The sequence below is a fragment of the Prochlorococcus marinus str. MIT 0912 genome, assembly GCF_027359595.1.
Lineage (GTDB): Bacteria > Cyanobacteriota > Cyanobacteriia > PCC-6307 > Cyanobiaceae > Prochlorococcus_B > Prochlorococcus_B marinus_C.
This window is the reverse complement of the sequence record NZ_CP114783.1, coordinates 1,058,555-1,081,617: the sequence shown is the minus strand read 5'-3', so window position 1 is coordinate 1,081,617 and position 23,063 is coordinate 1,058,555. Positions and strand designations below refer to the sequence as shown.

The window sequence follows — 23,063 nt, the reverse complement described above, 5'->3', positions numbered from 1 at the left end:
ATTTAGTTATGGCACTTAAGGAAATGGTCGGCACTGTTGTCAGTGACAAAATGCAAAAAACAGTAGTTGTGGCTGTGGAAAATAGATTTCCACATCCTATCTACCAAAAAATTATTAGTCGTACGACTAGATATAAAGCCCATGATGCAGAAAATCATTGCAAAGTGGGAGACAGAGTTCGGATTAAAGAGTCTCCTCCAATGAGTGCTCACAAAAGATGGACGGTCACAGATGTTCTCGTTCAGGGTATGAAATCTAAGGAGGCTGCAAAATGATTCAGCAAGAAACATTCTTAACCGTTGCAGATAACAGTGGGGCCAAGCGTTTGCAATGTATTAGGGTCTTGGGCTCTAATCGTCGTTATGCCCACGTAGGTGATGTGATCGTTGCCGCTGTTAAAGATGCAATGCCAAATATGGGAGTCAAAAAATCAGATGTCGTTAAAGCGGTTGTTGTTCGTACTAGAGCAACAATGCGTAGAGAGACTGGAAATTCAATTCGCTTTGATGACAACGCTGCTGTTCTTATCAATGATGATCAAAACCCAAGAGGGACTAGGGTGTTTGGTCCCGTCGCACGAGAATTAAGAGAGCGTAATTTCACTAAAATTGTCTCTTTGGCTCCGGAGGTTATTTAGTCATGCCAGCAATTAACAAAACCAAAGCTCCTGCTGACCGGATCAAAATGAAGATCCGTAAAGGAGATACAGTTCAAATTATTTCTGGAAAGGATAAGGGTAAAACCGGAGAAGTCCTTCAAACACTTCCCTATGAAAATAGAGTTTTAGTCCAAGGAATTAATCAAAGAACAAAGCATGTAAAACCATCACAGGAAGGAGAAACTGGTCGAATAGAAACCAAAGAAACTTCTTTACATGCCTCAAATGTAATGCTCTATTCAACTAAGGAAAAAGTTGCTAGTAAGGTTGAGATTTTTGTAGATAAAGATGGATCAAAGAAACGACGATTAAAGAAGACAGGAGAATTAATTGATTAATTAATTCACTTTTCCTTATGTCTGAATTAATTAAAGCAGACTTTCTTTCCTAATTGAATTCTGACCAAGACCAGAATCAAATTTTTTTCCAGCTATGTCACTAAAAACCCGTTATCGAGAGACAATTAGACCAAAACTTTTAAAAGATCTTGGTCTGAAAAATGTTCATCAAGTTCCTAAGGTGCAGAAAGTCACTTTGAACAGAGGACTTGGAGAAGCTGCATCGAATTCAAAAGCTTTAGAAGCTTCTCTAGCTGAAATGGCAACAATTTCTGGGCAAAAAGCTCTAGTGACAAGAGCCAAGAAAGCAATTGCGACCTTTAAAATCAGACAAGGAATGCCTATAGGTTGCGCAGTCACACTTAGAGGTGATCGTATGTATGCATTCTTGGAAAGGTTCATTAATTTGGCACTTCCAAGAATCAGAGATTTTCGTGGTGTCAGTCCAAAAAGCTTTGATGGCCGAGGAAATTACACCATTGGAGTCAAAGAGCAACTTATCTTCCCAGAAATTACTTTTGACAAAGTCGACACCATTAGAGGCATGGATATCACAATTGTGACCAGTGCTTCCTCTGATGAACAAGGTAAGGCTCTTCTTAGTGAAATGGGAATGCCCTTCCGTAAAAAATGAGTTTGATTAGCTAAATACTATGGCCAACCACGATCCAATCTCAGACATGCTCACTCGCATCCGAAATGCAAGTGAAAAACGTCATGAAAAAACTAAAGTCCCTGCTTCAAGAATGTCTCTTAGTATCGCTAAGGTTCTTCAGCGTGAGGGATTTATTGCTGAAATCAATGAAGAAGGAGAAGGCTTTCGAAAGCAGCTCATTCTTGGATTGAAATATACTGGTAAGCATCGCTCACCCATTATTCGTTCAATGCAGCGAGTGAGTAAACCAGGATTGAGGATTTATAAAAATACTCGAGGATTACCAAAAGTTTTAGGAGGCCTTGGAGTTGCAATAATCTCTACCTCTAAGGGAGTCATGAGTGATCGTGATGCTCGTAAGCAAGGTGTTGGAGGAGAAGTCCTCTGCTACGTCTGTTGATTGATTAGGTATCTATTATGTCTCGTACTGGAAAAAAACCAATCTCCCTTCCTGAAAAGGTAGATGTAAAACTCGAAGGACTTTCAATCACTGTTAAAGGTCCTAAAGGGGAACTTCAACGCACTCTTCCTGAGGGAGTAAGCCTAACCAAAAATGAGAACACTATTTTGGTTAAACCAATAAATGAAAAGAGACAGTGCAGGGAAATGCATGGGCTATGTAGATCGCTTGTTGCCAATATGGTTGAGGGAGTTAGTAATGGCTTTACAAAAAAACTTGAGATTGTTGGTGTTGGATCTAGAGCCCAAGTAAAGGGAAAAACTCTTGTTGTTAGTGCCGGTTATAGTCATCCAGTTGAAGTAGTTCCTCCAGACGGTATAACTTTTAAAGTAGAAAATAATACAAATGTAATTGTAACTGGACCTGATAAAGAATTAGTTGGCAATGAAGCTGCCAAAATAAGAGCAATCAGGCCACCAGAACCTTATAAGGGGAAAGGAATCAAATATGAAGGTGAACAAATAATTAGAAAAGCTGGTAAGTCTGGCAAAACTTAATCTTGCTTATTTGTCTTTTAAAATTTTTTAGCCATGTCAAAACTTTCTAGAAAACAACAGACCCAAAAACGACATAAGCGCTTAAGGAGAAACTTAAGCGGAACAGAAACTCGACCAAGACTTGCTGTTTTTCGTTCTAATAACCACATCTATGCTCAAATAATAGATGATGATGCTCAAAACACTATTTGTGCAGCATCAACTCTTGATAAAGACTTGAAAGCCTCTTTGAAAGTTAATGCCGGAAGTTGCGATGCTTCGACAGCAGTAGGAGAGCTTGTTGCAAAAAAAGCTTTATCAAAAGGCATCAAACAAGTTATCTTTGATAGAGGTGGGAACATCTATCATGGCAGGGTTAAAGCTCTAGCCGAAGCTGCCAGGGTTGCAGGCTTGAACTTTTAATCATCGCTTTAATAATGACAGATTCTAAAAACCAGTCCTCAAATAAAAGAACTTCTGGATCCTCAGACACTCCCCCTGCTGCTGATGGTAGGCAGGAAAATCGTCGCAGCCGCGGTGAAAAACGCGGAGGGAGAAGAGATAGAAGAGGTCAAGAAAGAGACTCTGAATGGCAAGAACGAGTTGTCCAAATTAGAAGGGTTTCTAAAACAGTCAAAGGTGGAAAGAAAATGAGCTTTCGGGCAATAGTTGTAGTAGGTAATGAGAAAGGACAAGTTGGCGTTGGTGTAGGAAAAGCAGGAGATGTTATTGGTGCCGTTCGTAAAGGAGTTGCTGATGGAAAAAAACATCTAGTTCGTGTTCCTTTAACTCGAAATAGCTCCATACCAACTCTTTCTAATGGTAGAGATGGAGCAGCGAGTGTATTAATTCGTCCTGCAGCTCCTGGAACTGGTGTAATTGCCGGCGGCTCAATTCGTACTGTTTTAGAGTTGGCTGGAATTAAAAATGTACTTGCAAAGCGATTAGGTAGTAAGACCCCTCTTAATAATGCTCGTGCTGCAATGGTTGCTTTAAGTGAGTTAAGGACTCATAAAGCCACTGCAAAAGAGCGTGGTATTTCACTTGAGCAGATTTATTCTTAAAAATCATGACTATTAAATTAGAATCTCTTCAATCAAATAAAGGATCTAGACGTAAAAAAATGCGTAAAGGTCGAGGTATAGCTGCTGGCCAAGGCGCAAGTTGTGGTTTTGGGATGAGAGGGCAAAAATCTAGATCAGGAAGACCTACTCGCCCAGGTTTTGAGGGGGGTCAGATGCCTTTATATAGACGAGTTCCAAAATTAAAACATTTCCCGATAGTTAATCAGAAAAATTTTACTGTCCTCAATGTATCTAGTTTGAATAAATTGAAAGATGGGACTGTAGTTAATCTTGATTTATTGGTTAAGGAAGGTATCTTGACTAAGCCTAAAGATCCACTCAAAATCCTTGGGAACGGCAAATTAGAAGTTAAAGTTACTGTCCAGGCTGCAGCTTTCACAGCCTCAGCTAAAAAGAAAATTGAAGAAGTTGGAGGAACATGTGAAGTATATACTTAAGTTTTTATCCTTGAATATATAATTTTTATATATTAGTCTCAAATAAATTATCATCATTAAATGTTAATAAGTCGTGGTCGTAATCCAAGTGCAGGTGAGGTAATTACCCAGCTTTTCAGTAATGAAGAGCTAAGAGGAAGAGTGATTACAACTCTTGGCCTATTATTAATTGTACGACTAGGAATTTATATTCCTATGCCTGGAATAGATAGAGAAGCTTTTAAATCTTTTATTGAGCAGGGAGGACAATTGATAGGATTTCTTGATATTTTCACTGGCGGTGGTATCTCAACTTTGGGTATTTTTGCATTAGGTATTCTTCCATTTATTAATGCGTCAATAATTATCCAGTTGCTCACTGCTTCTTTGCCGCAATTGGAAGATTTGCAGAAAAATGAGGGGGAGGCAGGAAGACGGAAAATAGCTCAGATAACTCGATATGTTGCTTTGGGTTGGGGATTAGTTCAAAGCACAGTTTTTGCTTTAATTCTCAGACAATATTCAGTCGAAGGTCTTGGCGAAACTGAATTTGTTATTCAAACATCCCTAGCTTTAGTTACTGGATCAATGATAGTTATGTGGTTGAGTGAAATTATTACCGAAAAAGGCATAGGCCAAGGAGCTTCATTGGTTATTTTTTTGAATATTGTTGCAACTTTGCCTAAGGCCCTAAGTTCGACTATTGAAAAAGCTCAAACTGGAGATCGAGCTGATGTCTTAGGAATAATAATTCTTTTGATGGTTTTTTTAATTACTATTATTGGTATTATTTTTGTTCAAGAAGGTGCTAGGAGAATTCCAATAGTAAGTGCAAAAAGTCAAATGGGTGGTACAGCTCTTTTACCAAGCAGACAAAGTTATCTACCTCTTAAGTTAAATGCTGGAGGTGTTATGCCGATAATTTTTGCTTCTGCATTGATCTTTTTACCAATAACAATTGCAAACTTTACTCAAAATCCGTTATTAATTAAAGCTGCTAGTTCACTTAATCCAGGTTCCTCCAACCCATGGCCATATGCAATTACCTTTTTCGCATTGATTTTAGGTTTTGCTTATTTTTATGCTTCTTTAACAATAAATCCAATAGATATTGCATCTAATTTAAAAAAAGGTGGTGTTGCGATACCAGGAGTAAGACCTGGTAGTTCAACTTCTAATTATCTTTCAGGTGTACAAAACCGCCTAACCTTACTTGGTGGTTTATTTCTTGGTTCTGTAGCAATCGTTCCTGCTGCAGTAGAGAGAGCAACCAATGTTCAAACTTTTCAAGGGCTTGGTGCAACTTCATTATTGATTTTAGTTGGAGTTGCAATAGATACCTCCAAACAAGTTCAGACTTATGTGATTTCTCAAAGGTATGAAGGTTTAGTTCGTCAATAAAACTATTACTATGATTTTTAAATGAAAAATAAATTACTATTCCTTGGTCCTCCTGGGGCAGGTAAAGGGACACAAGCAAATCTTTTTTGCAAAAAGTATGGACTAGATCATCTGTCCACTGGCGATTTACTCAGAGATGAGGTCTCCTCTGGTTCTGCACTAGGTAAAAAAGCTGCAGAGATTATGAATAAAGGAGAATTAGTAAATGATGAGTTAGTTCTCTCAATTGTTGAGGGAAGATTAGAAAATATCAATAAAGGTTGGTTGCTTGATGGTTTTCCCAGAAACGTTAATCAAGCTAATTCTCTAAAAAGTCTTTTAGAAAAAATTAATCAACCTTTAGAAGGAGTAGTATTAATAAAAATTTCTGACGATTATTTAATTAAAAGGCTTTTAGAAAGAGGGAGACAGGATGATAATGAACAAGTCATAATAAATAGACTAAAAATTTACAGAGATAAAACTTCTCCTCTTATCGATTTGTATACCAAACAAGGAATTCTTGAGGAGATAGAAGGTAATGCTGACATAGATGTTGTGTTTTCCTCTATTGAGAAAGCTTTAGGCGGATGATGTAGTAAAGTTGTAGTTTGGAAATAGGAGCGTCTCACCAAATGAAGGTTAGATCCTCAGTCAAAAAAATTAGTCCTGACGATCAGATCGTGAGGCGCAGAGGCCGGATCTATGTGATCAACAAGAAAAGGCCTCGAAACAAACAGCGTCAGGGCTGATTCCTGACTTTTTTAAGAAGAAAATCTAGAACGATTAATTTTCTTTTAGTTTGCTTCTTACATCAAGGTCATCATTAAATTATGATGATTTTTATTGTCCTCTTCGATTTATCCCTAAGTGGCACGAATCTCAGGCATCGATATACCTCGCGAAAAGCGAGTAGAAGTTGCCCTTACTTACATCTATGGTATTGGCTTGACAAGAGCTCAGACTATCCTCGAACAATCAGGGGTTAATCCTGATACTCGTGTAAAGGATTTAGACGACAGTGATGTTCAGAAGCTCAGAGCTGCTACTGAAGAATTTACTCTTGAAGGAGATTTGAGGCGCCAAGAAGGAATGGCACTCAAACGTCTTCAAGATATAGGATGTGTTCGTGGAAGAAGGCATAGAATGAGTCTTCCTGTTCGTGGACAACGAACAAGAACTAACGCTCGTACAAGGAGAGGAGCTAGAAAAACCGTTGCAGGAAGAAAGAAATAATTTCTTAAAACTCCTGCTACCATCTGGTAATTTACTAAATCTTTTTTTTTAATAAGGCACAGCCTAATGGCTACAACCTCAAAGAAATCCGGTTCTAAGAAGTCAAAGCGCAACGTCCCAAATGGAGTTGTGCATATTCAAAGTACCTTCAATAACACCATTGTCTCAATTACTGACACCTCTGGTGAAGTCATTTCCTGGTCATCAGCAGGAGCTAGTGGGTTTAAAGGAGCTCGAAAAGGAACTCCTTTTGCTGCTCAAACCGCTGCTGAAGTTGCTGCCCGAAGGGCTCTAGAACAAGGAATGCGTCAAATAGAAGTTCTTGTCAGAGGACCAGGGTCAGGTCGTGAAACCGCAATAAGGGCGTTGCAAGTAGCTGGTCTTGAAATTACTTTGATCAGAGATGTAACTCCTCTCCCTCATAACGGTTGCAGGAGGCCTAAGCGCAGACGCGTTTAAAATCTATTCACTTAAGTGAAATTTTCTTTTTTTCCACATCGCATTAGACCGTGTTGCAATACCAGATAGACAGGATCGACCATCAAGTTTCTAGTGATCGTTCCCAAACAGGCGTTTTCCTAATAGGACCTCTTGAAAGAGGTCAAGCAACAACTTTGGGTAATTCTTTACGCAGAGTATTGATGGGCGGCCTTGAAGGCAGTGCAGTTACTGCTGTCAGGATCGCAGGTGTTAATCATGAATATGCAACAATTCCTGGCGTAAGAGAGGATGTTTTAGACATCCTGCTTAATTGCAAACAAATTTCTGTTGATTGTCGTAGTCAGGATCTTGAGATAGGAAGAATTGTTGTTACTGGTCCAGCGGAAGTAAAAGCAAAGGATATACAGTTCTCATCTCAAGTTGAAGTTGTTGATGGTGAGCGTCCCATAGCAACAGTTCATGAAGGCCATAACCTAGAACTAGAGCTACATGTAGAAAGAGGTGTCGGTTATCGACCTGTTGATAGAAGAAATGAAGAGACAAGCGCAATTGATTTGCTCCAAATAGATGCTGTATTTATGCCCATAAATAGAGTTAATTTCACTATTGATGAGACTGCAGTAGCTGAGGGAGGATCTACCAGAGAAAGATTGAAAATGGAGCTAGTCACTGATGGATCTACCTCCCCAGATGATGCATTAGCGGAAGCTGCTAATCAATTAATTGAGCTTTTTCAACCTCTTGCTACTGTCTCAATGGTAGAAGAGATCCCTGAAGAGCCTGAGCCTGCAGCAGAGGCTCAAATTCCCCTTGAAGAGTTAAACTTATCTGTAAGAGCTTACAACTGTCTAAAACGAGCCCAAGTGAACTCTGTTTCAGATTTGATGGGTTTCAGTTATGAGGATTTGTTGGAAATTAAGAACTTCGGCTCTAAATCTGCTGATGAAGTTATTGAAGCTCTAGAAAGAATTGGAATTTCTATTCCTCAAAGTAGAACTTCTGCATGACTTTCAGTTCTATTACTATTACATTTCAAGGCTAATCCAATGCGTCATCAACGTCGAATTCCACAATTGAGTCGCCCAGCTGATCAAAGGAAGGCACTTTTAAGAGGATTAACCACTCAACTAATACGTGAAGGTAGAGTCACAACTACAAAAGCAAGGGCTAAAGCTGTGAGAGATGAGACTGAAAGAATGATTACATTAGCTAAGGATGGAAGTCTTTCTTCAAGAAGAAGAGCAATTGGATACGTGTATGATAAACAGTTGGTTCATGCGCTTTTTGAAAAGGCTCAAGAGCGATATGGTGATCGCCAAGGTGGCTATACGAGGATCGTTCGAACTACTCCAAGGCGTGGTGATAATTCAGAGATGGCCATTGTTGAGCTTGTATAAGGTATTAATTTTTCAAAAACGTAAACAATATTTTTGTTTTAGTTGAATTTGACAAATAGAATTGCCCTTGTTATTCAATACGATGGATCAGGCTTTAGAGGCTGGCAAAATCAAAAAGATTCAATAACTGTTCAAGGAACTTTAGAAGAAAAAATTGGAGAACTTGATCCAATCAGACCAGTCAAGGTAATAGCTGCAGGTAGAACTGATTCTGGAGTACATGCTTCAGGACAAGTTGTTCATTTTGATTGTTCTGGCCCAATTCCTATTAATAAATGGGCATCAGCGCTGAATGGAAGACTTCCTATGTCAATTAAAGTTCTTGAAGCAGCAAGAGTTGCTAATGACTGGCATGCTTGCTATTCGGCAAAATTTCGAAGGTATAGATATTCTATTTTTAATGGTTCTTATCCAAATCTTTTTCTACAAAATATAAGCTGGCACAAATATAGATTTAGATTGGATATCAATTTAATGAGGAGTGCTCTGAATGATTTATTAGGTTTACATGATTTTGCAGCGTTTCAAAAAGCAGGAAGTAATAGGAGTAATTCATTAACAACAGTGCAAGATGTTTCTATTTTTCGTGATGGGGACATAGTCACAGTTGAAATTCAGGCTAGTGGCTTTCTGTATGGGATGGTAAGACTTTTGATGGGCCAATTAGTTGCTGTTGGAGAAAAACGACTTTCTCTTGAAGAATTTAGACACAGATGGAGAAAGGGTTTGCGTTCTGAGGTGAAGGAGGCTGCTCCACCGCATGGCCTTTGTTTAATAAGAGTTGGTTATGAAGGAAAAATTTTTTCAAAAGAGAAAAGTTTTGACACTTTTCCTAGCTTTTCTCTTCCAATATTTGAGTCTTCAAAATATACAACCAACACAAAAAATTAATAACTTAAAAGTTGGGAATTTTGTTAAATGAGTAATTTAAATTTAATGCGAACATAAAGGTCAATTTTTTAGCCATGAAAGTGTAGAATCATTTTTCTGAAGAATCAGATCAATTTTTTGACTTGATAGCTTCCATAAACAGCATTATCAAAACGACAATGCTTATTCAGTGTTAATGGTGTTCAGGAAAAATGAACAAGACTTCCGTTCCATCGCCGGATTCAATAGATCGCCAGTGGTTTCTGGTTGATGCTGAGAATCAGACTCTAGGTAGACTAGCAACTGAGGTTGCTAGTGTTCTAAGGGGTAAAACAAAGCCAAATTTCACTCCTCACCTTGATACTGGTGATTTTGTCATTGTTGTGAATGCAGAAAAGATCAAAGTGACCGGCAAAAAATCTGATCAAAAGCTTTATCGCAGACACTCTGGACGTCCTGGAGGAATGAAAGTTGAAACCTTTAAGGCTCTTCAATCTAGAATTCCAGAGAGAATCGTTGAAAAGGCAATCAAGGGAATGTTGCCACATACAAGATTAGGAAGGCAATTATTTACTAAACTCAAAGTCTACAAGGGCTCTGATCATCCTCATTCAGCTCAAGAACCTAAAATTCTCACTCTAAATTCTGGATCTATTTCGAAATGACTAGTTCGACAAACAAAGTAGTTTACTGGGGCACTGGTAGACGTAAGACATCGGTAGCTAGAGTACGGTTAATCCCTGGAAAAGGTGAAATAATCATCAACGGTCGTCCTGGTGATCATTATTTGAATTTTAATCCAGCATATATATCTGCTGTTAAAGCCCCTCTGAAAACTTTAGGCCTTAGTGAATCATATGATGTTTTTGTAAACGTATATGGAGGAGGTTTGACCGGTCAGTCTGACGCCATAAAGCAAGGAGCAGCAAGGGCTTTATGTGAATTGTCACTTGATAACCGGAAGCCTCTTAAAGTAGAGGGCCATCTTAGTCGCGATCCTAGAGCAAAAGAGAGGCGTAAATATGGTCTCAAAAAAGCTCGTAAAGCTCCACAATTCTCAAAGAGATAATTTTACTTTTCACGTTAAATCTTACACTTTCCTTATCATGCCTAAATCAGACATACATCCAACTTGGTATCCAGATGCAAAAGTTATTTGTAATGGAGAAGTTGTTATGACAACGGGTTCTACCCAGCCTGAAATTCAGGTTGATGTTTGGAGTGGAAACCATCCTTTCTTTACAGGAACCCAGAAGATTTTAGATACGGAAGGAAGAGTGGATAGATTTATGAGGAAATATGGGATGGCTTCTTCTGATTCAAGTGAAGAAAAAGATAAATCTCAAAAAGAAAAAAAAGAAAGTTGATAGCTATTATCTGAAGATTTAGGGAATACAAAGAAATGGATTCTTCAACCCTAATAAAACGATTAGAAACAGCTAAAAGTAGTTTTGAAAACTTAGAGATGCAACTTGCTGATCCTGATGTTGCATCAGACCCTAAACAATTAGAGAAAATTTCTAGAGAGAGATCTCGTCTAGAGCCTTTGGTTAATGATTTTGCCAAACTCCAACTTATAGAAAGAGAGTTTTTAGAAGCTAAAGCTTTAGTGAAAGAGAGTAGAGACGATAAAGAGATGGAACTTTTGGCTAGAGAAGAACTTGAAAATCTTGAACTTTCAAAAAATGAATTAATTCAAAAATTGACTTTGGCTCTTTTGCCCAAAGATCCAAGAGATGAAAAAAGTGTGATGCTTGAAATAAGAGCAGGAGCAGGAGGGAATGAAGCTTGTTTATGGGCTGGTGATTTAGCAAGAATGTATGAGAGATATGGACAAAAATTAGGTTGGAATGTAAAGCCCATCAGTTCAACAGAAGCTGATATGGGTGGTTTTCGTGAAATGATTATCTCTGTTAAAGGGGATTCTGTTTATAGTCAATTAAAGTTTGAAGCAGGGGTTCATAGAGTCCAAAGAGTTCCTTCAACTGAATCTCAAGGAAGAGTACATACTTCTACCGCGACTGTCGCTGTAATGCCTGAGGCTGATCCAGTTGAGGTAAAGATAGAATCTACTGACTTGGAAATTAGTACAGCCAGGTCTGGTGGCGCTGGTGGGCAAAATGTTAATAAAGTTGAAACAGCAATAGATCTATTTCATAAACCCTCAGGTATAAGAGTTTTTTGTACACAGGAACGTTCCCAATTACAAAATAGGGAGAGAGCAATGGAGATTTTAAGAGCTAAATTATTAGAATTAGAGATTGCAGAGGCAAATGCTCAAGAGAGATCTGCTCGTTTATCTCAGGTCGGAACTGGTGATAGAAGTGAAAAAATACGAACCTATAATTATAAAGATAATCGAACAACTGATCACAGATTAGGAACTAACTTTCCGCTTGAACAAGTTTTAGCTGGTCAACTAGAAGATGTAATTGGAGCATGTATTGCTGAAGAACAAAAAAGGCAAATGGAAGAACTGAGCAATCAATCAGAAGATTAAAAAAACTAAGCTACCCATCCAATTACATATTTACTCCATTCTTTATGACGACCAGAATGAATTTGTTTTGTTGTTTCAAAACTCATATTATTTAAAGGTTTATAAGGTTTTGTTTTTAAAGGCATTTTTGCTTCTTCCGGAGTTCTATTGCCCTTCATTACGTTACATTGAAGACATGCAGTAATCACATTTTCCCAATTGTCAGTTCCTCCTCTACTGCGGGGCAAAACATGATCTATTGAAAGTTTTTTATTTTTCTGCCCACAATATTGACAACAGTTATTATCTCTTTGAAATATATTTTTTCTAGAAAGAGGAATATCACGATATGGAACTCTAATAAATTGCCTCAATCTTATTACCGTAGGTGCTTTGATATCTTGCCTAATATTGTGTGAAGCATCTTCTTCAAGACTTTCAGCCTTGCCTTTAAGCATTAAAACAGTCGCGCGACGCCATGAAGTGATGTTCAATGGCTCATAGGACGCATTCAAAACAAGAACTTGACCCATGCAAGCAAGCTATTTAAGCGGCATGCTAGTGGTATTACAGCCTTGTTGCAGTTTCCCTTATTACATTGATTGCATGCAAAGTACGTCAAAGGTCAATAGAAGTGAGAGATCTTTCACTTTTCGTGGGGCAACTGAAAATGTAATTAGCCCAGATCCTCGAAGTCGTGCATGGGTTGAGGTCGATTCGAAAGTTATTGAAAATAATTCCAGAGTCTTGAAAAAATTTATTGGCAAAGATTGTTTACTAATGGCAGTTGTAAAAGCCGATGGATACGGACATGGGGCAGAGACTGTTGCTAATTCTGCTTTGATTGGAGGCGCTGATAGTCTTGGAGTGGCAACTTTAGAAGAGGGTATTCAATTAAGAAATGCTGGCTTGAAGTGTCAGATATTAATTCTTGGAAATCTAATTAATGCAGAAGAACTTTATTCCTCTTTTTGCTGGGATCTTATTCCTACGATTAGTGGAATTCGTGAGGCAATAATCTGCAATAACATCGCTGAAAATAATCATAAGAAATTTGATATTCATTTAAAAGTTGATACGGGTATGACGAGACTTGGTTGTGATTGCAATGAAGTAAAAGAATTAATTGTTAAAATTGATTCTTTAGAAAATATATCCTTAAAGGGGATATATAGTCATTTGGCAATTGCTGATAAAGATTTAGGAAACACTAATCAACCTAATTTCACACAGATTCAGTTGACTAGATTTGAGAAGGTTTTAGAGGATTTGGGCTCAAGAAGTAAGATTCTATGTAGACATCTAGCAAATTCTGCTGGAACACTTTCTGATAGGCGTCTTCATTTCGATATGGTTAGAGTTGGACTTAGCTTGTATGGTTATTTTCCTGTAAATCATTTTGAGTCTAATTTGAACCTTAACCCAGCCTTGAAAGTTAAGGCTCGAGTGACTTTGGTTCGGGAAGTAGAGAAAGGGACAGGAGTAGGATATGGACATTTTTTCAAAACGCAAAGGAAAAGCAAGCTTGCTGTAGTTGCCATTGGCTATGCAGATGGGGTCAGTAGAAATCTTTCTGGGAAAATTTCAGCCTCAATAGATGGTGTTTTGGTGCCCCAAGTGGGCGCGATTGCCATGGATCAAATGGTTTTCGACATAACAGATAAACCAGATATTAAAACAGGTCAAGTTTTAACCCTTCTTGGAACTGATGGAGAAGTTTGTATTCCACCCCAAAATTGGTGTGATTTGTCTGGATCAATTCCATGGGAAGTTCTTTGTAGTTTTAGAAATCGTCTTCCTCGAGTTGTCACTTAAAATTTGTAGAGGAGCACAATCCAAAAATTTTGATCTGTGACTTGATAAGGTATTAAATATGGAGAGGTGGCTGAGTGGTTGAAAGCGGCTCCCTGCTAAGGAGTTACAGGAGGTAACTTCTGTCGAGGGTTCGAATCCCTCCCTCTCCGTGTTTTTTAAGTTCGGGCGAGTTTATATAAGTTCAGAGAAGAGTCAAAACGCTTCTGCAGCAAAGGATTAGAAGGATGCAGAGTTCGTAGGGTTCCGTAAGTGTGCCATAGAAACCGTGCTCTGTGTAGGGGGAAAAGTAGGGGGAAAGGAAATCGCTGAAGGGATGCGAGATCTCAGGTATGTCAATCTATTTCGGATGCTGCGTGGGCGAAACTTTTTTGAGGATGTGGGGGTTTTTTTCTCCTGCCTCGCCTTACAAGAAGGCATAAAAAAAGAGCACCCGTAACGGTGGGTGGGTGCTCTCTACTCCAAATGAGAAATAGGATTCTCTATTTAATGTATTCACTAACTCTTCTCTTTGCTCTCTCTCAAACCACTCCTCATCTTGGTAGGTGGTTTTATTCTTTTCATACGGCATTTGAAAACATCCTCACAAATGATCTGCTTTCTCCCTCTATTACCTTCTGCTTGTAAGCAATAAGTTTTGGATACGCTCTAAGAATCTCAGCAATTGTGTCCGCTTTGGATGGGTTGAACTTTTCTGAATACTTCTCAATCATTTCTGCGTAAAACATTTAAGTAAATGCCTTGTGTTCTCATTTAATTTTCTTATTTCTAGAATAATTATTTATTATTTATTCGCCTTTAGAAACCCAGAAACGATACATACATTTGAAGGTCGTGGGATGTTTCTCTTCAAATGTTTTCTTTGTTTTTAAGATTATTTGTTTCTTATCTTCTGAGAAATATAATTATCCTTAAAATATTTAGAATTGATGATTAGTAAAAGCCATAGAAATTGGCACTTAAAACTACTCTGTCTTTTCTACCAAGATAGGAAACTGAATGATATCTTTCTGCGCCAATGATTACCAACATATTGTTAGTTGGTAGTATTTCTTCATCAGGATCATATAATTTTAGTATTCCTGGATCTTCACCATTTTGATCTCCTATATCTATATAATATATTAAGCTAAATTTATAAAATTCTAATCCAAAGAAAGAGTCGCTCTTACCCAAATGTTTATGAGGCTTAGCACCAGCCTTAGATCCTGATTTGAAAATATTAAAAAATGACTCGCAAATCATTATTTCCTTTAATCCTAACTCTTCCTTGCAAATCTTCTTTAAATTATCTGAAAGGTTGGATATGAGTGGAGATTGATCATCAAAGAAATAAAGGTTTTGAGAACAAAAACCTTTTCCATAGCGAGCATCTATTGTGTTATTTAACTCTCGATTCTTGACACTATATAAATAGGTTAATAACTCATCTTCTCTTTTTAGATTTAAAACTAATTTATTTTTACTTTTATTAATTAATAATGTTGACCCTTTTGCAATGTTTAAGTTTTTTGAATAGATTGAATTATTCTTTGCTAAATCTGTTGCTTTCAGTGCGGCATTTATATAAGCCTTTTGATGGTTCTTTAGTTCTAGTGACTTTGCTTCTAATAGGTTACTTGTTGCTACTTCGAAAGCTTTCCTTGTAAAAATACATCCAGCATATAAAATATATGCTAGCCAATTAGGTTTAATTTTAATTGCTTTGCGGAGTGATAATTCTGCTTCTTTTAATTTGCTTAGATCTATCAATATACTTCCCAGTTTTGAATGTGCCTCTGCGTAATCAGGTTTAATTTCAATTACTTTGCGAATCGATAATTCTGCTTCTTGTAATTTGCCAAGATCTCTCAATATGTTTCCCAGATTGAAATATGCTTCTGCGTAATCAGGTTTAATTTCAATTGCTTTGCGAATCGATAATTCTGCTTCTTGTAATTTGCCAAGATCTCTCAATATGTTTCCCAGATTGAAATGCGCTTCTGCGAAATCAGGATTAATTTTTATTGCTTTGCCGTATGACAATACTGCTTCTTGTAAGTTGGAAATATCTCGAAATATGTTTCCTAGATTGTTATGCGCCGCAGCGTTATCAGGATTAATTTCAATTGCTTTGCGAGTAGAGATTTCTGCTTCTTGTAATTTACCAAGTTTTCCCATTAAGCCACCTAAAGCTGAGTGAGCTTGAAAGAAATCAGGTTTGAGTTCAATTGTTTGGCGAAGAGATTGTTCGGCTTCTTGAAGTTTCTTTTGCCCAAGAAGGATGGAGCTAAGAAGGAAATGAGAGTTAAACAGGTTAGGGTTAAGTTCTATTGATTTGCGTATGGATATTTCAGCTTCTTGTGATTTTCCTAGCTCTTGTAAAACTGCCCCAAGATTTAAATGAGCTTGAAAGAAATCAGGTTTGAGTTCAATTGTTTGGCGAAGAGATTGTTCGGCTTCTTGAAGTTTCTTTTGCCCAAGAAGGATGGAGCTAAGAAGGAAATGAGAGTTAAACAGGTTAGGGTTAAGTTCTATTGATTTGCGTATGGATATTTCAGCTTCTTGTGATTTTCCTAGCTCTTGTAAAACTGCCCCAAGATTTAAATGAGCTTGAAAGAAATCAGGTTTGAGTTCAATTGTTTGGCGAAGAGATTGTTCGGCTTCTTGAAGTTTCTTTTGCCCAAGAAGGATGGAGCTAAGAAGGAAATGAGAGTTAAAGAGGTTAGGGTTAAGTTCTATTGATTTGTGGCAGGCAATTTCAGCCTCTTTCGCCTTCCCTAATTGATAATAACCATTAGCAAGATTCACCCAAGCAGGAGCTGATTGTGGATCTGATTCAGTCGCTTTGATTAATAAAGATAATCCTTCTTGTTTGTTGCCTGTATTGAGTTCAATACTCCCAAGATTAGTTAAGGCTGGAGTATATTTTTTATTTATGTCTATTGCTTTTTGATAATATTTTTTAGCAGTATTCATATCCCCAACAGCTTGATAGGTATTGCCTAAATCTTTAATTACTTCATAATCATTAGATTGAATATTTAGAGCTTTATTGAAATATAAACGAGCATCATCAATCTGTCTTGTTACTAAAGAAGATTTTGCGATTAATTTTATAGCTTCTATTGAATTGCTATCAATAGCTAATATTTCCTTACAAGCATCAATTGCTTCTTGATATTTATTTTGTTTAAAGAGCGTTTGAGCTGTTTCTATATTCGCTTCCAAGTCTAAAAAAACTAAAATTTGAATATATCAGATTTTTCTTTGATTTCTAAGAGCTTGCTTGTAAAAAAAACTATTTTCCCAGTCAAATACTTGATTGAAGTCGTCCAATTTGGTTATGTCTTTTAATCCATAATCAAAGGTTTGCGAAAACTCATCTATTCGAACTCTCTGATGTTTTAATGAGTTGGGATGCTTCCCTACCCACTTCGCTTCTCTGATAAACAATTCCAATAAAAGAAGTTTTAAAGCTCTCATTCCTACCTCTTTGATATTTATCGGAATCCCTGATTGATCTGATTTACCTAAGAGTTCCAAGAGGGCATCACAAGCCCTTGTGATTGCTTCGTTTGGTATTTCACCTATGTAGAGATCGGAATGAAAAAACCCTTTTTTACAGTTAGTGAAAATAATCCGCTACTACTCAATAATTAACCCTTTCAAGCAATATCTTCCGTTTTGGATATAAATATTATAGCACAAACTTCGTGTTGTGGTAAGGGGTCTGGGTATTTTTATTATCTTTAGTCAGGGGAAGAGAATAGTCGCTCTTAAATAACATTTTAAGCGTAGGGGAAAATGTAGGGGGAAAGCCCTAATTCACCAGCAATCCGTTCAACCCCTTCCGCTGCGGTGCATATGAACTCAACTCTATTCTCTTACCTCTCCGTTCTTAATTTGGTTCAGGATGCTTCATAGAGATTCAAATGCCTTTCAGTGACTAGATAAACGAAATTGATTGATTCAGGAGTGTTCATACTGTTGCATATAGTTCAGTTTTTTGTTGGGTGGAATGTCGGGTGAGAAATAATCTTGTGTTGGGTGATATCACTGGTTGATTAAGCAGCATCAACACAAGCACCGAATTGATGCTCTACTAATTCCCAATCATTAGATAGAAGTTCATTCCAAGTTTCATAGGCAGATTCATAATCCAATTTTCTTGTATTTTTTAATTTCGTAGGAGTGCCATCCTCGTGGCAATACCAAAGTTGAGTAAAGACAGTCGGTGCAACCAAGACCGATTTTGGATCACGAATAAAGAACAGACAAAAATCTCTAGTAGGTGCGACCAACCATCCTGATGGTGTTGGTAATGCTTCTCTGATTGGTTGATTCATGTAACTGATGTCCGATGGAGGAGTCATTCAATAAAAAGAGACAAAAATCACCTGCTCACTGGCGGCTCCCTTGCGGTTTGCGATAGGGAATAAACTAATACAAATATACTACTCTTGTCAAAGAGTTCAACCGTAGATATAGCCAACTTCAGTCGGAGAGAAGCAAGCAGGTCTGTGACCTTTTTTTGAGTTTCCTGCTCCACATAATTCACATATAAATTCAGGTTTCCATCGAGGCGTGTTTAATACCCACTCGCATTTGTCTTTTTCTCTTAGGTCAAGTTTAGGTAATGGCTACTTTTGATTAACATTTTCTTAAGGAGGGTGGCTTTAAGGAGCGGCGACAGTCCTGAAAGCCAGCTATTCGCAATCCGCTCAGTACGTTCTTATTGCTTGAAATTTGGAATGATGCCCTATCTATTATTATGAACTCGAAAATATTTATATATTTTCAGGAAAAATCGATTGCATTACTTCATTGCAACTAGCCAATATTTTTAAAATCATTGTGATCTGGATGCTTGAATAAGACAAATTTTTGGATTTAAAGTGCAAGCGAAAACAGCCTTAGCGGAGAAGAAAGCCTTAGCGGAGAAGAAAGCCGCAGCAGATAAGAAAGCCGCAGCAGAGAAGAAAGCCTTAGCAGATAAGAAAGCCGCAGCAGAGAAGAAAGCCTTAGCAGATAAGAAAGCCGCAGCAGAGAAGAAAGCCTTAGCAGAGAAGAAAGCCTTAGCAGAGAAGAAAGCCTTAGCGGAGAAGAAAGCCGCAGCAGAGAAGAAAGCCGCAGCAGAGAAGAAAGCCTTAGCAGAGAAGAAAGCCTTAGCGGAGAAGAAAGCCGCAGCAGAGAAGAAAGCCGCAGCAGAGAAGAAAGCCTTAGCAGAGAAGAAAGCCTTAGCGGAGAAGAAAGCCGCAGCAGAGAAGAAAGCCTTAGCAGATAAGAAAGCCCAAGCAGAGAAGAAAGCCTTAGCAGAGAAGAAAGCCGCAGCAGAGAAGAAAGCCGCAGCAGATAAGAAAGCCTTAGCAGATAAGAAAGCCGCAGCAGAGAAGAAAGCCTTAGCAGATAAGAAAGCCGCAGCAGAGAAGAAAGCCTTAGCAGATAAGAAAGCCTTAGCAGATAAGAAAGCCTTAGCAGAGAAGAAAGCCCAAGCAGATAAGAAAGCCCAAGCAGAGAAGAAAGCCTTAGCAGATAAGAAAGCCGCAGCAGATAAGAAAGCCCAAGCAGAGAAGAAAGCCGCAGCGGATAGAAAATCTCGAACTCCCACGAAAGTTAATTCTCGACTTCAAATTGATTCACAGCAGAAACGAGACTCAAGGACTGAATTATTAACCGTATCAGTCTCTTTGAACACTGGGAAGATCGTGGCAATAGCTTCCATAGGGATTTTGGCTTCAGCTATTCTTTTGTCGGCGATGGTATTTATTGCTGGGTAATTCAATTTCACGAATATCTATGTGAAAGCGACTTTTTTATTCTGACTTTCTGCTATGTTTTCTTTCTTATAGTTTTAGATAAACCTAAGCTGTGCTTAAAGAAAGAATCCAGGAGGTTTTTGAGTTCACTAAAAGTGAGTCTCCCTATCGAAAAGCTAATAAAGGTTGGATTAATCAAGATATATTTTTAGATTTAAGTCCCACTGAAGATACAAACAAACAAACAAATGAGACTGCTAATGTGACATTGTTTTGGTCTCCAATAAATAGTTTATTGTCTAATATTTTTATTGTTATTGTTATATGTTCAATATTAGTATTCACATCTATATCATTTTCAAAAGGTAGATTTAATTTTGACTTATATATTAACTCTGTGCTTACAGATAATTTAAAAGTTGAGGAAAATAAATCTCTAAATATAAGTGTAATAAACGATATAGGTTCTACTAACTCAAAAAATAAACAGAATCTAGAGACAAAAGACTTAGATAAGATAAGTCCATTAGGTGATGATTTAATCAAAGTAGATGAGAAAATAATAAATAAAAAAATAGATAAACAAGATATTTTAATTAAAGAAAATCAAACAAATAAAGATATTAAAATTTCACAAAATAAGAAACCAAAATCAAATTTTATTTAAATTATTTTTTTGATACCAATAAACAATTCTTTGGTTTTTTAAAAATTGTTTTATCACTGAAACGTTTTTTGTTTTTTGGCATAGTTAGATGCTTTAATTAATATGATTTTTATGAGTTTTAAAGGTGTCTGACGCAAAGGGTAATCAACTCGCAACTATATCTGTTTACTTAAATACACCAATAATAGCAGTGCTTCTGGCTGTAGGATTTCTTTTGGGATCTATTTTATTCGCTGGAATTTTACTGATTGCTAAATAGCTAATTTATTTAATTCACTGCTAATCGCAGGAAGTAAAAATTGATCTTTGGCTAATTCTTTTCCATTTGTAAAAACAACTGCAAGCATGGGATTTTTATTAGGTGCTTCCCACCATGCGACATCATGTCGAACTTCGCTCATTAGACCTGCTTTACTCCAAAGTTTAGAAGCCAATGGAAGACCTTCGCCTAAAAAACCATCTACTTGATTTTCTAAATTTTGCTTGCGACCAACTGGATCGAGAGAGCGTTGAAAAATTTTTATTAAATGCTCACTTTCTAACTTTGGGAGAATTTCAAGAGTCATTAATGATTCAAAGATTCTGGCACTCCCATCGGTTGTCATGCTGTTTCGATTTTCATTTTTTTTACCATAAAAATCTTTTTCTCTTCCAAAAGGCCCCTCATTCCAAGTCTTTTGACTGCAGTTCCAATTTTTTATTTCAGGCCATTTAAGATCATTTAACCATAGGTTAATTAATTGTCTTTGGATTTTCCATGCTTGATAGTTTGACTTATTAAGAGATGGACCACTTGTTGTGCCAGTTAAAAGATCTAAAATATAACTTGTAGCGTCGTTATTGGAGTTTGCGATCATTTCAAGTAATGCTCTCCTAAGTTCTTCTGAGTCAACAATTAAGTCTTGTTTTAGCCATACCTGAGTTGCTAATGCATAAACTATTTTTACTACGCTTGCAGGATAAAATTTTTTGTTTGAGTTCCACCCCGTGCCATATCCACTAGATGAAGATGGATTTTTTTTGTGATAACGGATGCATGTTATTGCAATATTTTCATGAAGGTTTGGACGTCCTTCTTTTTCAAACCTATCCAGTAGACCTTTTAGGCAATATGCCATCTCGGGGTCTTGTCGGTAGAACGACATAGCGCTCGAGAAGAATTCAATATGACCTTAGAGGTTTTGCTAACTAAAGCTTCATTTGTTTCTGGAAGTTTGTGGAAACTGCGAATAAATATTGATGGATTTAAGAGCGAAAATAGTGATGAATTAGCTACACAAGCAAGTATTGGTAGGAGTTTTCAATTGATTAGTTGTTTAAAATCTAATTTTAAAAATAAGGAAATAATCGATAGAGTTAAAGTGCGTCTTTTGGAAGATGACTATATTTGCTGGTTTAAATTTTCTGAATTAACTCATAATGCTTCAAAAATAGAATCCTGGGAATCTAAATTTTTCACTGAAGAGAAAATTATTTCTAAAATTCCTAGGATATTGTCTTGGACGAAGGCTGCGAAAAAAATTAGTGATACTTATTTGTGGGGTGGAACTATAGGCCCTAATTTTGATTGCTCTGGTTTAGTTCAATCTGCTTTTGCAAGTTCAGGTATTTGGATACCAAGAGATGCTTATCAGCAGGAAAAATTCTGTAAAAATGTTGCATCGAATATTGAAGCTTTAGGAGAAGAATTAAAGCCTGGTGATTTACTTTTCTTTGGATCTTCTGAGAAATGTACACATGTGGGGTTGCATATTGAGAATGGTTTTTATATTCATAGTTCTGGGGTGACTGATGGGCATAATGGAATAGAGATTGACGGTTTATTTCCCCCGAACCTTGGGGAAATTGCTTCTTTTTATAGATCTAAATTTAGATCTGCTGGAAGAGTAATTTCTTGTTATCGGAGTGAACAACACTCAAGAAGATTTATTGACCCTTATGAGGAGTTTTGAATGAATTCTAATGTTGCGCTATCAATAGTTGTTCCTATCTATAACGAAGAAGAAAGTCTTCCTTTTTTGGTGAGTCAGTTATTAGAAGTTTTACAGCCTATGGGGGAACCTTTTGAATTGGTTTTAGTTAATGATGGTTCATCAGATAACAGCGCAGAGGTGATTAGAAAACTAAGCATCGAGATACCAGAATTAGTTGGAGTTCTTCTACGTAAAAACTATGGACAGACTGCCGCAATGGCAGCAGGCTTTGATATTTCTTCTGGTGAGATAGTAGTTACACTTGATGGTGATTTGCAAAATGATCCTGCAGATATTCCTCTATTAGTTAATAAAATCAGAGATGGATTTGATCTGGTAAGTGGATGGAGATATCGCAGACAAGATGCCGCTATCAGCAGAAAGCTTCCATCAAAAATTGCTAACCGATTGATTGGAAAAGTTACTGGAGTTAGACTTAATGATTATGGATGTTCTTTGAAGGCTTATAGGAAAGAAGTATTGACAGATATGAGATTATATGGGGAATTGCATCGATTTTTGCCTGTTTTAGCAAATATTGAAGGAGCAAGAATTACTGAAGTAAAAGTAAATCATAGAGCCCGTCAATTTGGATCTAGTAAGTATGGAATAGATAGAACTTTTAGAGTCTTAATGGACTTGTTGACTGTTTGGTTTATGAATAGATTTTTAACTAGACCTATGTATGTTTTTGGTTTTGGTGGGATTCTTGCAATTATTGGAAGTTTCATAACAAGTTTTTACTTATTAATCATCAAACTTTTAGGAGAAGATATAGGAAATAGACCTTTACTTATTTTCGCTTTACTTCTTGCAGTTACTGGAGTTCAACTTTTTGGGTTTGGATTACTCGGAGAGCTTCAAATCCGCACTTATCATGAAAGTCAAAATAGACCAATTTATCGCATAAGAGATACATTTCGAGGAGGACGAGAAGCTTGAATTTTTTTTTGGAAATCAATAATTTTTCCTTTATAAGATG

Annotated in this window: 33 protein-coding genes and 1 tRNA gene; 28 read left to right on the top strand and 6 right to left on the bottom strand. The window is 37.1% G+C overall.

All coding sequences use genetic code 11. From position 1 onward, the window contains the following. The first annotated feature begins 8 nt into the window (after positions 1-8). The 21 genes from rpsQ to prfA all read left to right on the top strand — a co-directional run bounded on the left by rpsQ (position 9) and on the right by prfA (position 11,912). The gene (rpsQ, locus tag O5640_RS06540) at positions 9-275 is read left to right on the top strand and encodes a 30S ribosomal protein S17 (protein ID WP_269611570.1); all 267 of its coding nucleotides are present in this window, start codon (positions 9-11) and stop codon (positions 273-275) included. Next, positions 272-637 (top strand): 50S ribosomal protein L14, encoded by a 366-nt coding sequence (gene rplN, locus O5640_RS06535; protein ID WP_269611569.1) that lies wholly within the window; start codon positions 272-274, stop codon positions 635-637. Before rpsQ ends, rplN begins: the two co-directional genes overlap by 4 nt. Before the next feature lie 47 nt (positions 638-684). After that, positions 685-996, top strand: coding sequence for a 50S ribosomal protein L24 (gene rplX / locus O5640_RS06530; protein ID WP_269613814.1), 312 nt, complete (start codon positions 685-687; stop codon positions 994-996). 94 nt (positions 997-1,090) lie between these two features. After that, positions 1,091-1,630 (top strand): 50S ribosomal protein L5, encoded by a 540-nt coding sequence (rplE, locus tag O5640_RS06525; protein WP_269611568.1) that lies wholly within the window; start codon positions 1,091-1,093, stop codon positions 1,628-1,630. 19 nt (positions 1,631-1,649) lie between these two features. After that, positions 1,650-2,051, top strand: a complete 402-nt coding sequence (gene rpsH, locus O5640_RS06520) for a 30S ribosomal protein S8 (RefSeq protein ID WP_269611567.1) — start codon at positions 1,650-1,652, stop codon at positions 2,049-2,051. Positions 2,052-2,068: 17 nt separating this feature from the next. Continuing rightward, positions 2,069-2,608, top strand: coding sequence for a 50S ribosomal protein L6 (gene rplF, locus O5640_RS06515; RefSeq protein WP_269611566.1), 540 nt, complete (start codon positions 2,069-2,071; stop codon positions 2,606-2,608). Between the two features lie 33 nt (positions 2,609-2,641). Continuing rightward, positions 2,642-3,010 carry a 50S ribosomal protein L18 gene (gene rplR / locus O5640_RS06510; protein ID WP_269611564.1) on the top strand — a complete coding sequence of 123 codons (369 nt, stop codon included), beginning with the start codon at positions 2,642-2,644 and terminating at the stop codon, positions 3,008-3,010. A gap of 14 nt (positions 3,011-3,024) precedes the next feature. After that, on the top strand, positions 3,025-3,651 hold the full coding sequence (gene rpsE, locus O5640_RS06505) for a 30S ribosomal protein S5 (RefSeq protein WP_269611563.1): 627 nt from the start codon (positions 3,025-3,027) through the stop codon (positions 3,649-3,651). A 5-nt stretch (positions 3,652-3,656) separates the two neighbouring features. Beyond that, a complete protein-coding gene (gene rplO, locus O5640_RS06500) occupies positions 3,657-4,109 on the top strand; it encodes a 50S ribosomal protein L15 (RefSeq protein ID WP_269611562.1) in 453 nt (150 codons plus the stop codon). A gap of 60 nt (positions 4,110-4,169) precedes the next feature. Continuing rightward, positions 4,170-5,489: a preprotein translocase subunit SecY gene (secY, locus tag O5640_RS06495; RefSeq protein ID WP_269611560.1), complete on the top strand. Its 1,320-nt coding sequence runs from the start codon at positions 4,170-4,172 to the stop codon at positions 5,487-5,489. 21 nt (positions 5,490-5,510) lie between these two features. Continuing rightward, entirely contained in the window at positions 5,511-6,062 is a 552-nt protein-coding gene (locus O5640_RS06490) for an adenylate kinase (RefSeq protein WP_269611559.1), read from the top strand. Positions 6,063-6,103: 41 nt separating this feature from the next. Beyond that, positions 6,104-6,220 carry a 50S ribosomal protein L36 gene (rpmJ, locus tag O5640_RS06485; RefSeq protein WP_011295453.1) on the top strand — a complete coding sequence of 39 codons (117 nt, stop codon included), beginning with the start codon at positions 6,104-6,106 and terminating at the stop codon, positions 6,218-6,220. 118 nt (positions 6,221-6,338) lie between these two features. Continuing rightward, entirely contained in the window at positions 6,339-6,704 is a 366-nt protein-coding gene (gene rpsM / locus O5640_RS06480) for a 30S ribosomal protein S13 (protein ID WP_269611558.1), read from the top strand. Positions 6,705-6,770: 66 nt separating this feature from the next. Further along, complete coding sequence (gene rpsK, locus O5640_RS06475) at positions 6,771-7,163, top strand: 30S ribosomal protein S11 (RefSeq protein WP_269611556.1); 393 nt, start codon at positions 6,771-6,773, stop codon at positions 7,161-7,163. A gap of 50 nt (positions 7,164-7,213) precedes the next feature. Then, positions 7,214-8,152 carry a DNA-directed RNA polymerase subunit alpha gene (locus O5640_RS06470; protein WP_269611554.1) on the top strand — a complete coding sequence of 313 codons (939 nt, stop codon included), beginning with the start codon at positions 7,214-7,216 and terminating at the stop codon, positions 8,150-8,152. A gap of 39 nt (positions 8,153-8,191) precedes the next feature. Further along, positions 8,192-8,542 carry a 50S ribosomal protein L17 gene (gene rplQ, locus O5640_RS06465; protein WP_269611553.1) on the top strand — a complete coding sequence of 117 codons (351 nt, stop codon included), beginning with the start codon at positions 8,192-8,194 and terminating at the stop codon, positions 8,540-8,542. 48 nt (positions 8,543-8,590) lie between these two features. Then, positions 8,591-9,433, top strand: coding sequence for a tRNA pseudouridine(38-40) synthase TruA (gene truA, locus O5640_RS06460; protein ID WP_269613813.1), 843 nt, complete (start codon positions 8,591-8,593; stop codon positions 9,431-9,433). A gap of 191 nt (positions 9,434-9,624) precedes the next feature. After that, entirely contained in the window at positions 9,625-10,077 is a 453-nt protein-coding gene (gene rplM / locus O5640_RS06455) for a 50S ribosomal protein L13 (RefSeq protein ID WP_269611551.1), read from the top strand. Next, entirely contained in the window at positions 10,074-10,481 is a 408-nt protein-coding gene (gene rpsI, locus O5640_RS06450) for a 30S ribosomal protein S9 (protein WP_269611550.1), read from the top strand. Before rplM ends, rpsI begins: the two co-directional genes overlap by 4 nt. A 37-nt stretch (positions 10,482-10,518) precedes the next feature. Then, positions 10,519-10,779, top strand: a complete 261-nt coding sequence (gene rpmE / locus O5640_RS06445; protein WP_269611549.1) for a 50S ribosomal protein L31 — start codon at positions 10,519-10,521, stop codon at positions 10,777-10,779. Between the two features lie 35 nt (positions 10,780-10,814). Then, on the top strand, positions 10,815-11,912 hold the full coding sequence (gene prfA, locus O5640_RS06440) for a peptide chain release factor 1 (protein ID WP_269611548.1): 1,098 nt from the start codon (positions 10,815-10,817) through the stop codon (positions 11,910-11,912). A gap of 5 nt (positions 11,913-11,917) precedes the next feature. Here prfA and O5640_RS06435 read toward each other — a convergent pair whose 3' ends face one another. Continuing rightward, the gene (locus tag O5640_RS06435; protein WP_269611546.1) at positions 11,918-12,424 is read right to left on the bottom strand and encodes an HNH endonuclease; all 507 of its coding nucleotides are present in this window, start codon (positions 12,422-12,424) and stop codon (positions 11,918-11,920) included. Between the two features lie 73 nt (positions 12,425-12,497). Between O5640_RS06435 and alr the strand changes: the two genes are divergently transcribed. Both alr and O5640_RS06425 read left to right on the top strand, forming a co-directional pair. After that, complete coding sequence (gene alr, locus O5640_RS06430) at positions 12,498-13,706, top strand: alanine racemase (RefSeq protein WP_269611545.1); 1,209 nt, start codon at positions 12,498-12,500, stop codon at positions 13,704-13,706. Positions 13,707-13,766: 60 nt separating this feature from the next. Continuing rightward, positions 13,767-13,855: transfer RNA gene (locus O5640_RS06425), tRNA-Ser, on the top strand. Between the two features lie 408 nt (positions 13,856-14,263). Here the strand turns inward: O5640_RS06425 and O5640_RS06420 are convergent. The 4 genes from O5640_RS06420 to O5640_RS06405 all read right to left on the bottom strand — a co-directional run bounded on the left by O5640_RS06420 (position 14,264) and on the right by O5640_RS06405 (position 18,031). Continuing rightward, positions 14,264-14,431, bottom strand: coding sequence for a hypothetical protein (locus O5640_RS06420; protein ID WP_269611544.1), 168 nt, complete (start codon positions 14,429-14,431; stop codon positions 14,264-14,266). Between the two features lie 205 nt (positions 14,432-14,636). Then, positions 14,637-16,913, bottom strand: a complete 2,277-nt coding sequence (locus O5640_RS06415) for a tetratricopeptide repeat protein (RefSeq protein ID WP_269611543.1) — start codon at positions 16,911-16,913, stop codon at positions 14,637-14,639. 27 nt (positions 16,914-16,940) lie between these two features. Further along, on the bottom strand, positions 16,941-17,228 hold the full coding sequence (locus O5640_RS06410) for a hypothetical protein (protein ID WP_269611542.1): 288 nt from the start codon (positions 17,226-17,228) through the stop codon (positions 16,941-16,943). Positions 17,229-17,749: 521 nt separating this feature from the next. Beyond that, positions 17,750-18,031 carry a DUF1651 domain-containing protein gene (locus O5640_RS06405; protein WP_269611541.1) on the bottom strand — a complete coding sequence of 94 codons (282 nt, stop codon included), beginning with the start codon at positions 18,029-18,031 and terminating at the stop codon, positions 17,750-17,752. A gap of 549 nt (positions 18,032-18,580) precedes the next feature. Here O5640_RS06405 and O5640_RS06400 point away from each other — a divergent pair. The 3 genes from O5640_RS06400 (at position 18,581) to O5640_RS06390 (ending at position 20,367) form a co-directional block, all read left to right on the top strand. Then, entirely contained in the window at positions 18,581-19,462 is an 882-nt protein-coding gene (locus O5640_RS06400) for a hypothetical protein (protein WP_269611540.1), read from the top strand. A gap of 91 nt (positions 19,463-19,553) precedes the next feature. Then, positions 19,554-20,108, top strand: coding sequence for a hypothetical protein (locus O5640_RS06395; RefSeq protein ID WP_269611539.1), 555 nt, complete (start codon positions 19,554-19,556; stop codon positions 20,106-20,108). 124 nt (positions 20,109-20,232) lie between these two features. Then, entirely contained in the window at positions 20,233-20,367 is a 135-nt protein-coding gene (locus O5640_RS06390; protein WP_269611538.1) for a hypothetical protein, read from the top strand. Here O5640_RS06390 and O5640_RS06385 read toward each other — a convergent pair. Beyond that, a complete protein-coding gene (locus O5640_RS06385; protein ID WP_269611537.1) occupies positions 20,360-21,253 on the bottom strand; it encodes a serine hydrolase in 894 nt (297 codons plus the stop codon). The genes O5640_RS06390 and O5640_RS06385 overlap by 8 nt on opposite strands. Positions 21,254-21,274: 21 nt before the next feature. Here O5640_RS06385 and O5640_RS06380 point away from each other — a divergent pair, with 21 nt between their 5' ends. Further along, positions 21,275-22,060, top strand: coding sequence for a C40 family peptidase (locus O5640_RS06380; RefSeq protein ID WP_269611536.1), 786 nt, complete (start codon positions 21,275-21,277; stop codon positions 22,058-22,060). Beyond that, positions 22,061-23,023, top strand: a complete 963-nt coding sequence (locus O5640_RS06375) for a glycosyltransferase family 2 protein (protein WP_269611535.1) — start codon at positions 22,061-22,063, stop codon at positions 23,021-23,023. Positions 23,024-23,063 lie beyond the last annotated feature (40 nt).

Excerpts from the sequence above, each read along its gene's own strand:
- rplO (WP_269611562.1), top strand. The coding sequence starts at position 3,657 with ATGACTATTAAATTAGAATCTCTTCAATCAAATAAAGGATCTAGACGT.
- rplF (WP_269611566.1), top strand. The coding sequence starts at position 2,069 with ATGTCTCGTACTGGAAAAAAACCAATCTCCCTTCCTGAAAAGGTAGAT.
- rpsE (WP_269611563.1), top strand. The coding sequence starts at position 3,025 with ATGACAGATTCTAAAAACCAGTCCTCAAATAAAAGAACTTCTGGATCC.
- O5640_RS06405 (WP_269611541.1), bottom strand. The coding sequence starts at position 18,031 with ATGAATCAACCAATCAGAGAAGCATTACCAACACCATCAGGATGGTTG.
- rpsH (WP_269611567.1), top strand. The coding sequence starts at position 1,650 with ATGGCCAACCACGATCCAATCTCAGACATGCTCACTCGCATCCGAAAT.
- O5640_RS06385 (WP_269611537.1), bottom strand. The coding sequence starts at position 21,253 with ATGTCGTTCTACCGACAAGACCCCGAGATGGCATATTGCCTAAAAGGT.
- rpmE (WP_269611549.1), top strand. The coding sequence starts at position 10,519 with ATGCCTAAATCAGACATACATCCAACTTGGTATCCAGATGCAAAAGTT.
- rplM (WP_269611551.1), top strand. The coding sequence starts at position 9,625 with ATGAACAAGACTTCCGTTCCATCGCCGGATTCAATAGATCGCCAGTGG.
- rpsK (WP_269611556.1), top strand. The coding sequence starts at position 6,771 with ATGGCTACAACCTCAAAGAAATCCGGTTCTAAGAAGTCAAAGCGCAAC.
- rplN (WP_269611569.1), top strand. The coding sequence starts at position 272 with ATGATTCAGCAAGAAACATTCTTAACCGTTGCAGATAACAGTGGGGCC.
- O5640_RS06380 (WP_269611536.1), top strand. The coding sequence starts at position 21,275 with ATGACCTTAGAGGTTTTGCTAACTAAAGCTTCATTTGTTTCTGGAAGT.
- rplQ (WP_269611553.1), top strand. The coding sequence starts at position 8,192 with ATGCGTCATCAACGTCGAATTCCACAATTGAGTCGCCCAGCTGATCAA.
- rpmJ (WP_011295453.1), top strand. The coding sequence starts at position 6,104 with ATGAAGGTTAGATCCTCAGTCAAAAAAATTAGTCCTGACGATCAGATC.
- rplR (WP_269611564.1), top strand. The coding sequence starts at position 2,642 with ATGTCAAAACTTTCTAGAAAACAACAGACCCAAAAACGACATAAGCGC.
- O5640_RS06435 (WP_269611546.1), bottom strand. The coding sequence starts at position 12,424 with ATGGGTCAAGTTCTTGTTTTGAATGCGTCCTATGAGCCATTGAACATC.
- prfA (WP_269611548.1), top strand. The coding sequence starts at position 10,815 with ATGGATTCTTCAACCCTAATAAAACGATTAGAAACAGCTAAAAGTAGT.
- rpsI (WP_269611550.1), top strand. The coding sequence starts at position 10,074 with ATGACTAGTTCGACAAACAAAGTAGTTTACTGGGGCACTGGTAGACGT.
- secY (WP_269611560.1), top strand. The coding sequence starts at position 4,170 with ATGTTAATAAGTCGTGGTCGTAATCCAAGTGCAGGTGAGGTAATTACC.
- O5640_RS06420 (WP_269611544.1), bottom strand. The coding sequence starts at position 14,431 with ATGTTTTACGCAGAAATGATTGAGAAGTATTCAGAAAAGTTCAACCCA.
- rplE (WP_269611568.1), top strand. The coding sequence starts at position 1,091 with ATGTCACTAAAAACCCGTTATCGAGAGACAATTAGACCAAAACTTTTA.
- rplX (WP_269613814.1), top strand. The coding sequence starts at position 685 with ATGAAGATCCGTAAAGGAGATACAGTTCAAATTATTTCTGGAAAGGAT.
- O5640_RS06375 (WP_269611535.1), top strand. The coding sequence starts at position 22,061 with ATGAATTCTAATGTTGCGCTATCAATAGTTGTTCCTATCTATAACGAA.
- rpsQ (WP_269611570.1), top strand. The coding sequence starts at position 9 with ATGGCACTTAAGGAAATGGTCGGCACTGTTGTCAGTGACAAAATGCAA.
- alr (WP_269611545.1), top strand. The coding sequence starts at position 12,498 with ATGCAAAGTACGTCAAAGGTCAATAGAAGTGAGAGATCTTTCACTTTT.
- O5640_RS06490 (WP_269611559.1), top strand. The coding sequence starts at position 5,511 with ATGAAAAATAAATTACTATTCCTTGGTCCTCCTGGGGCAGGTAAAGGG.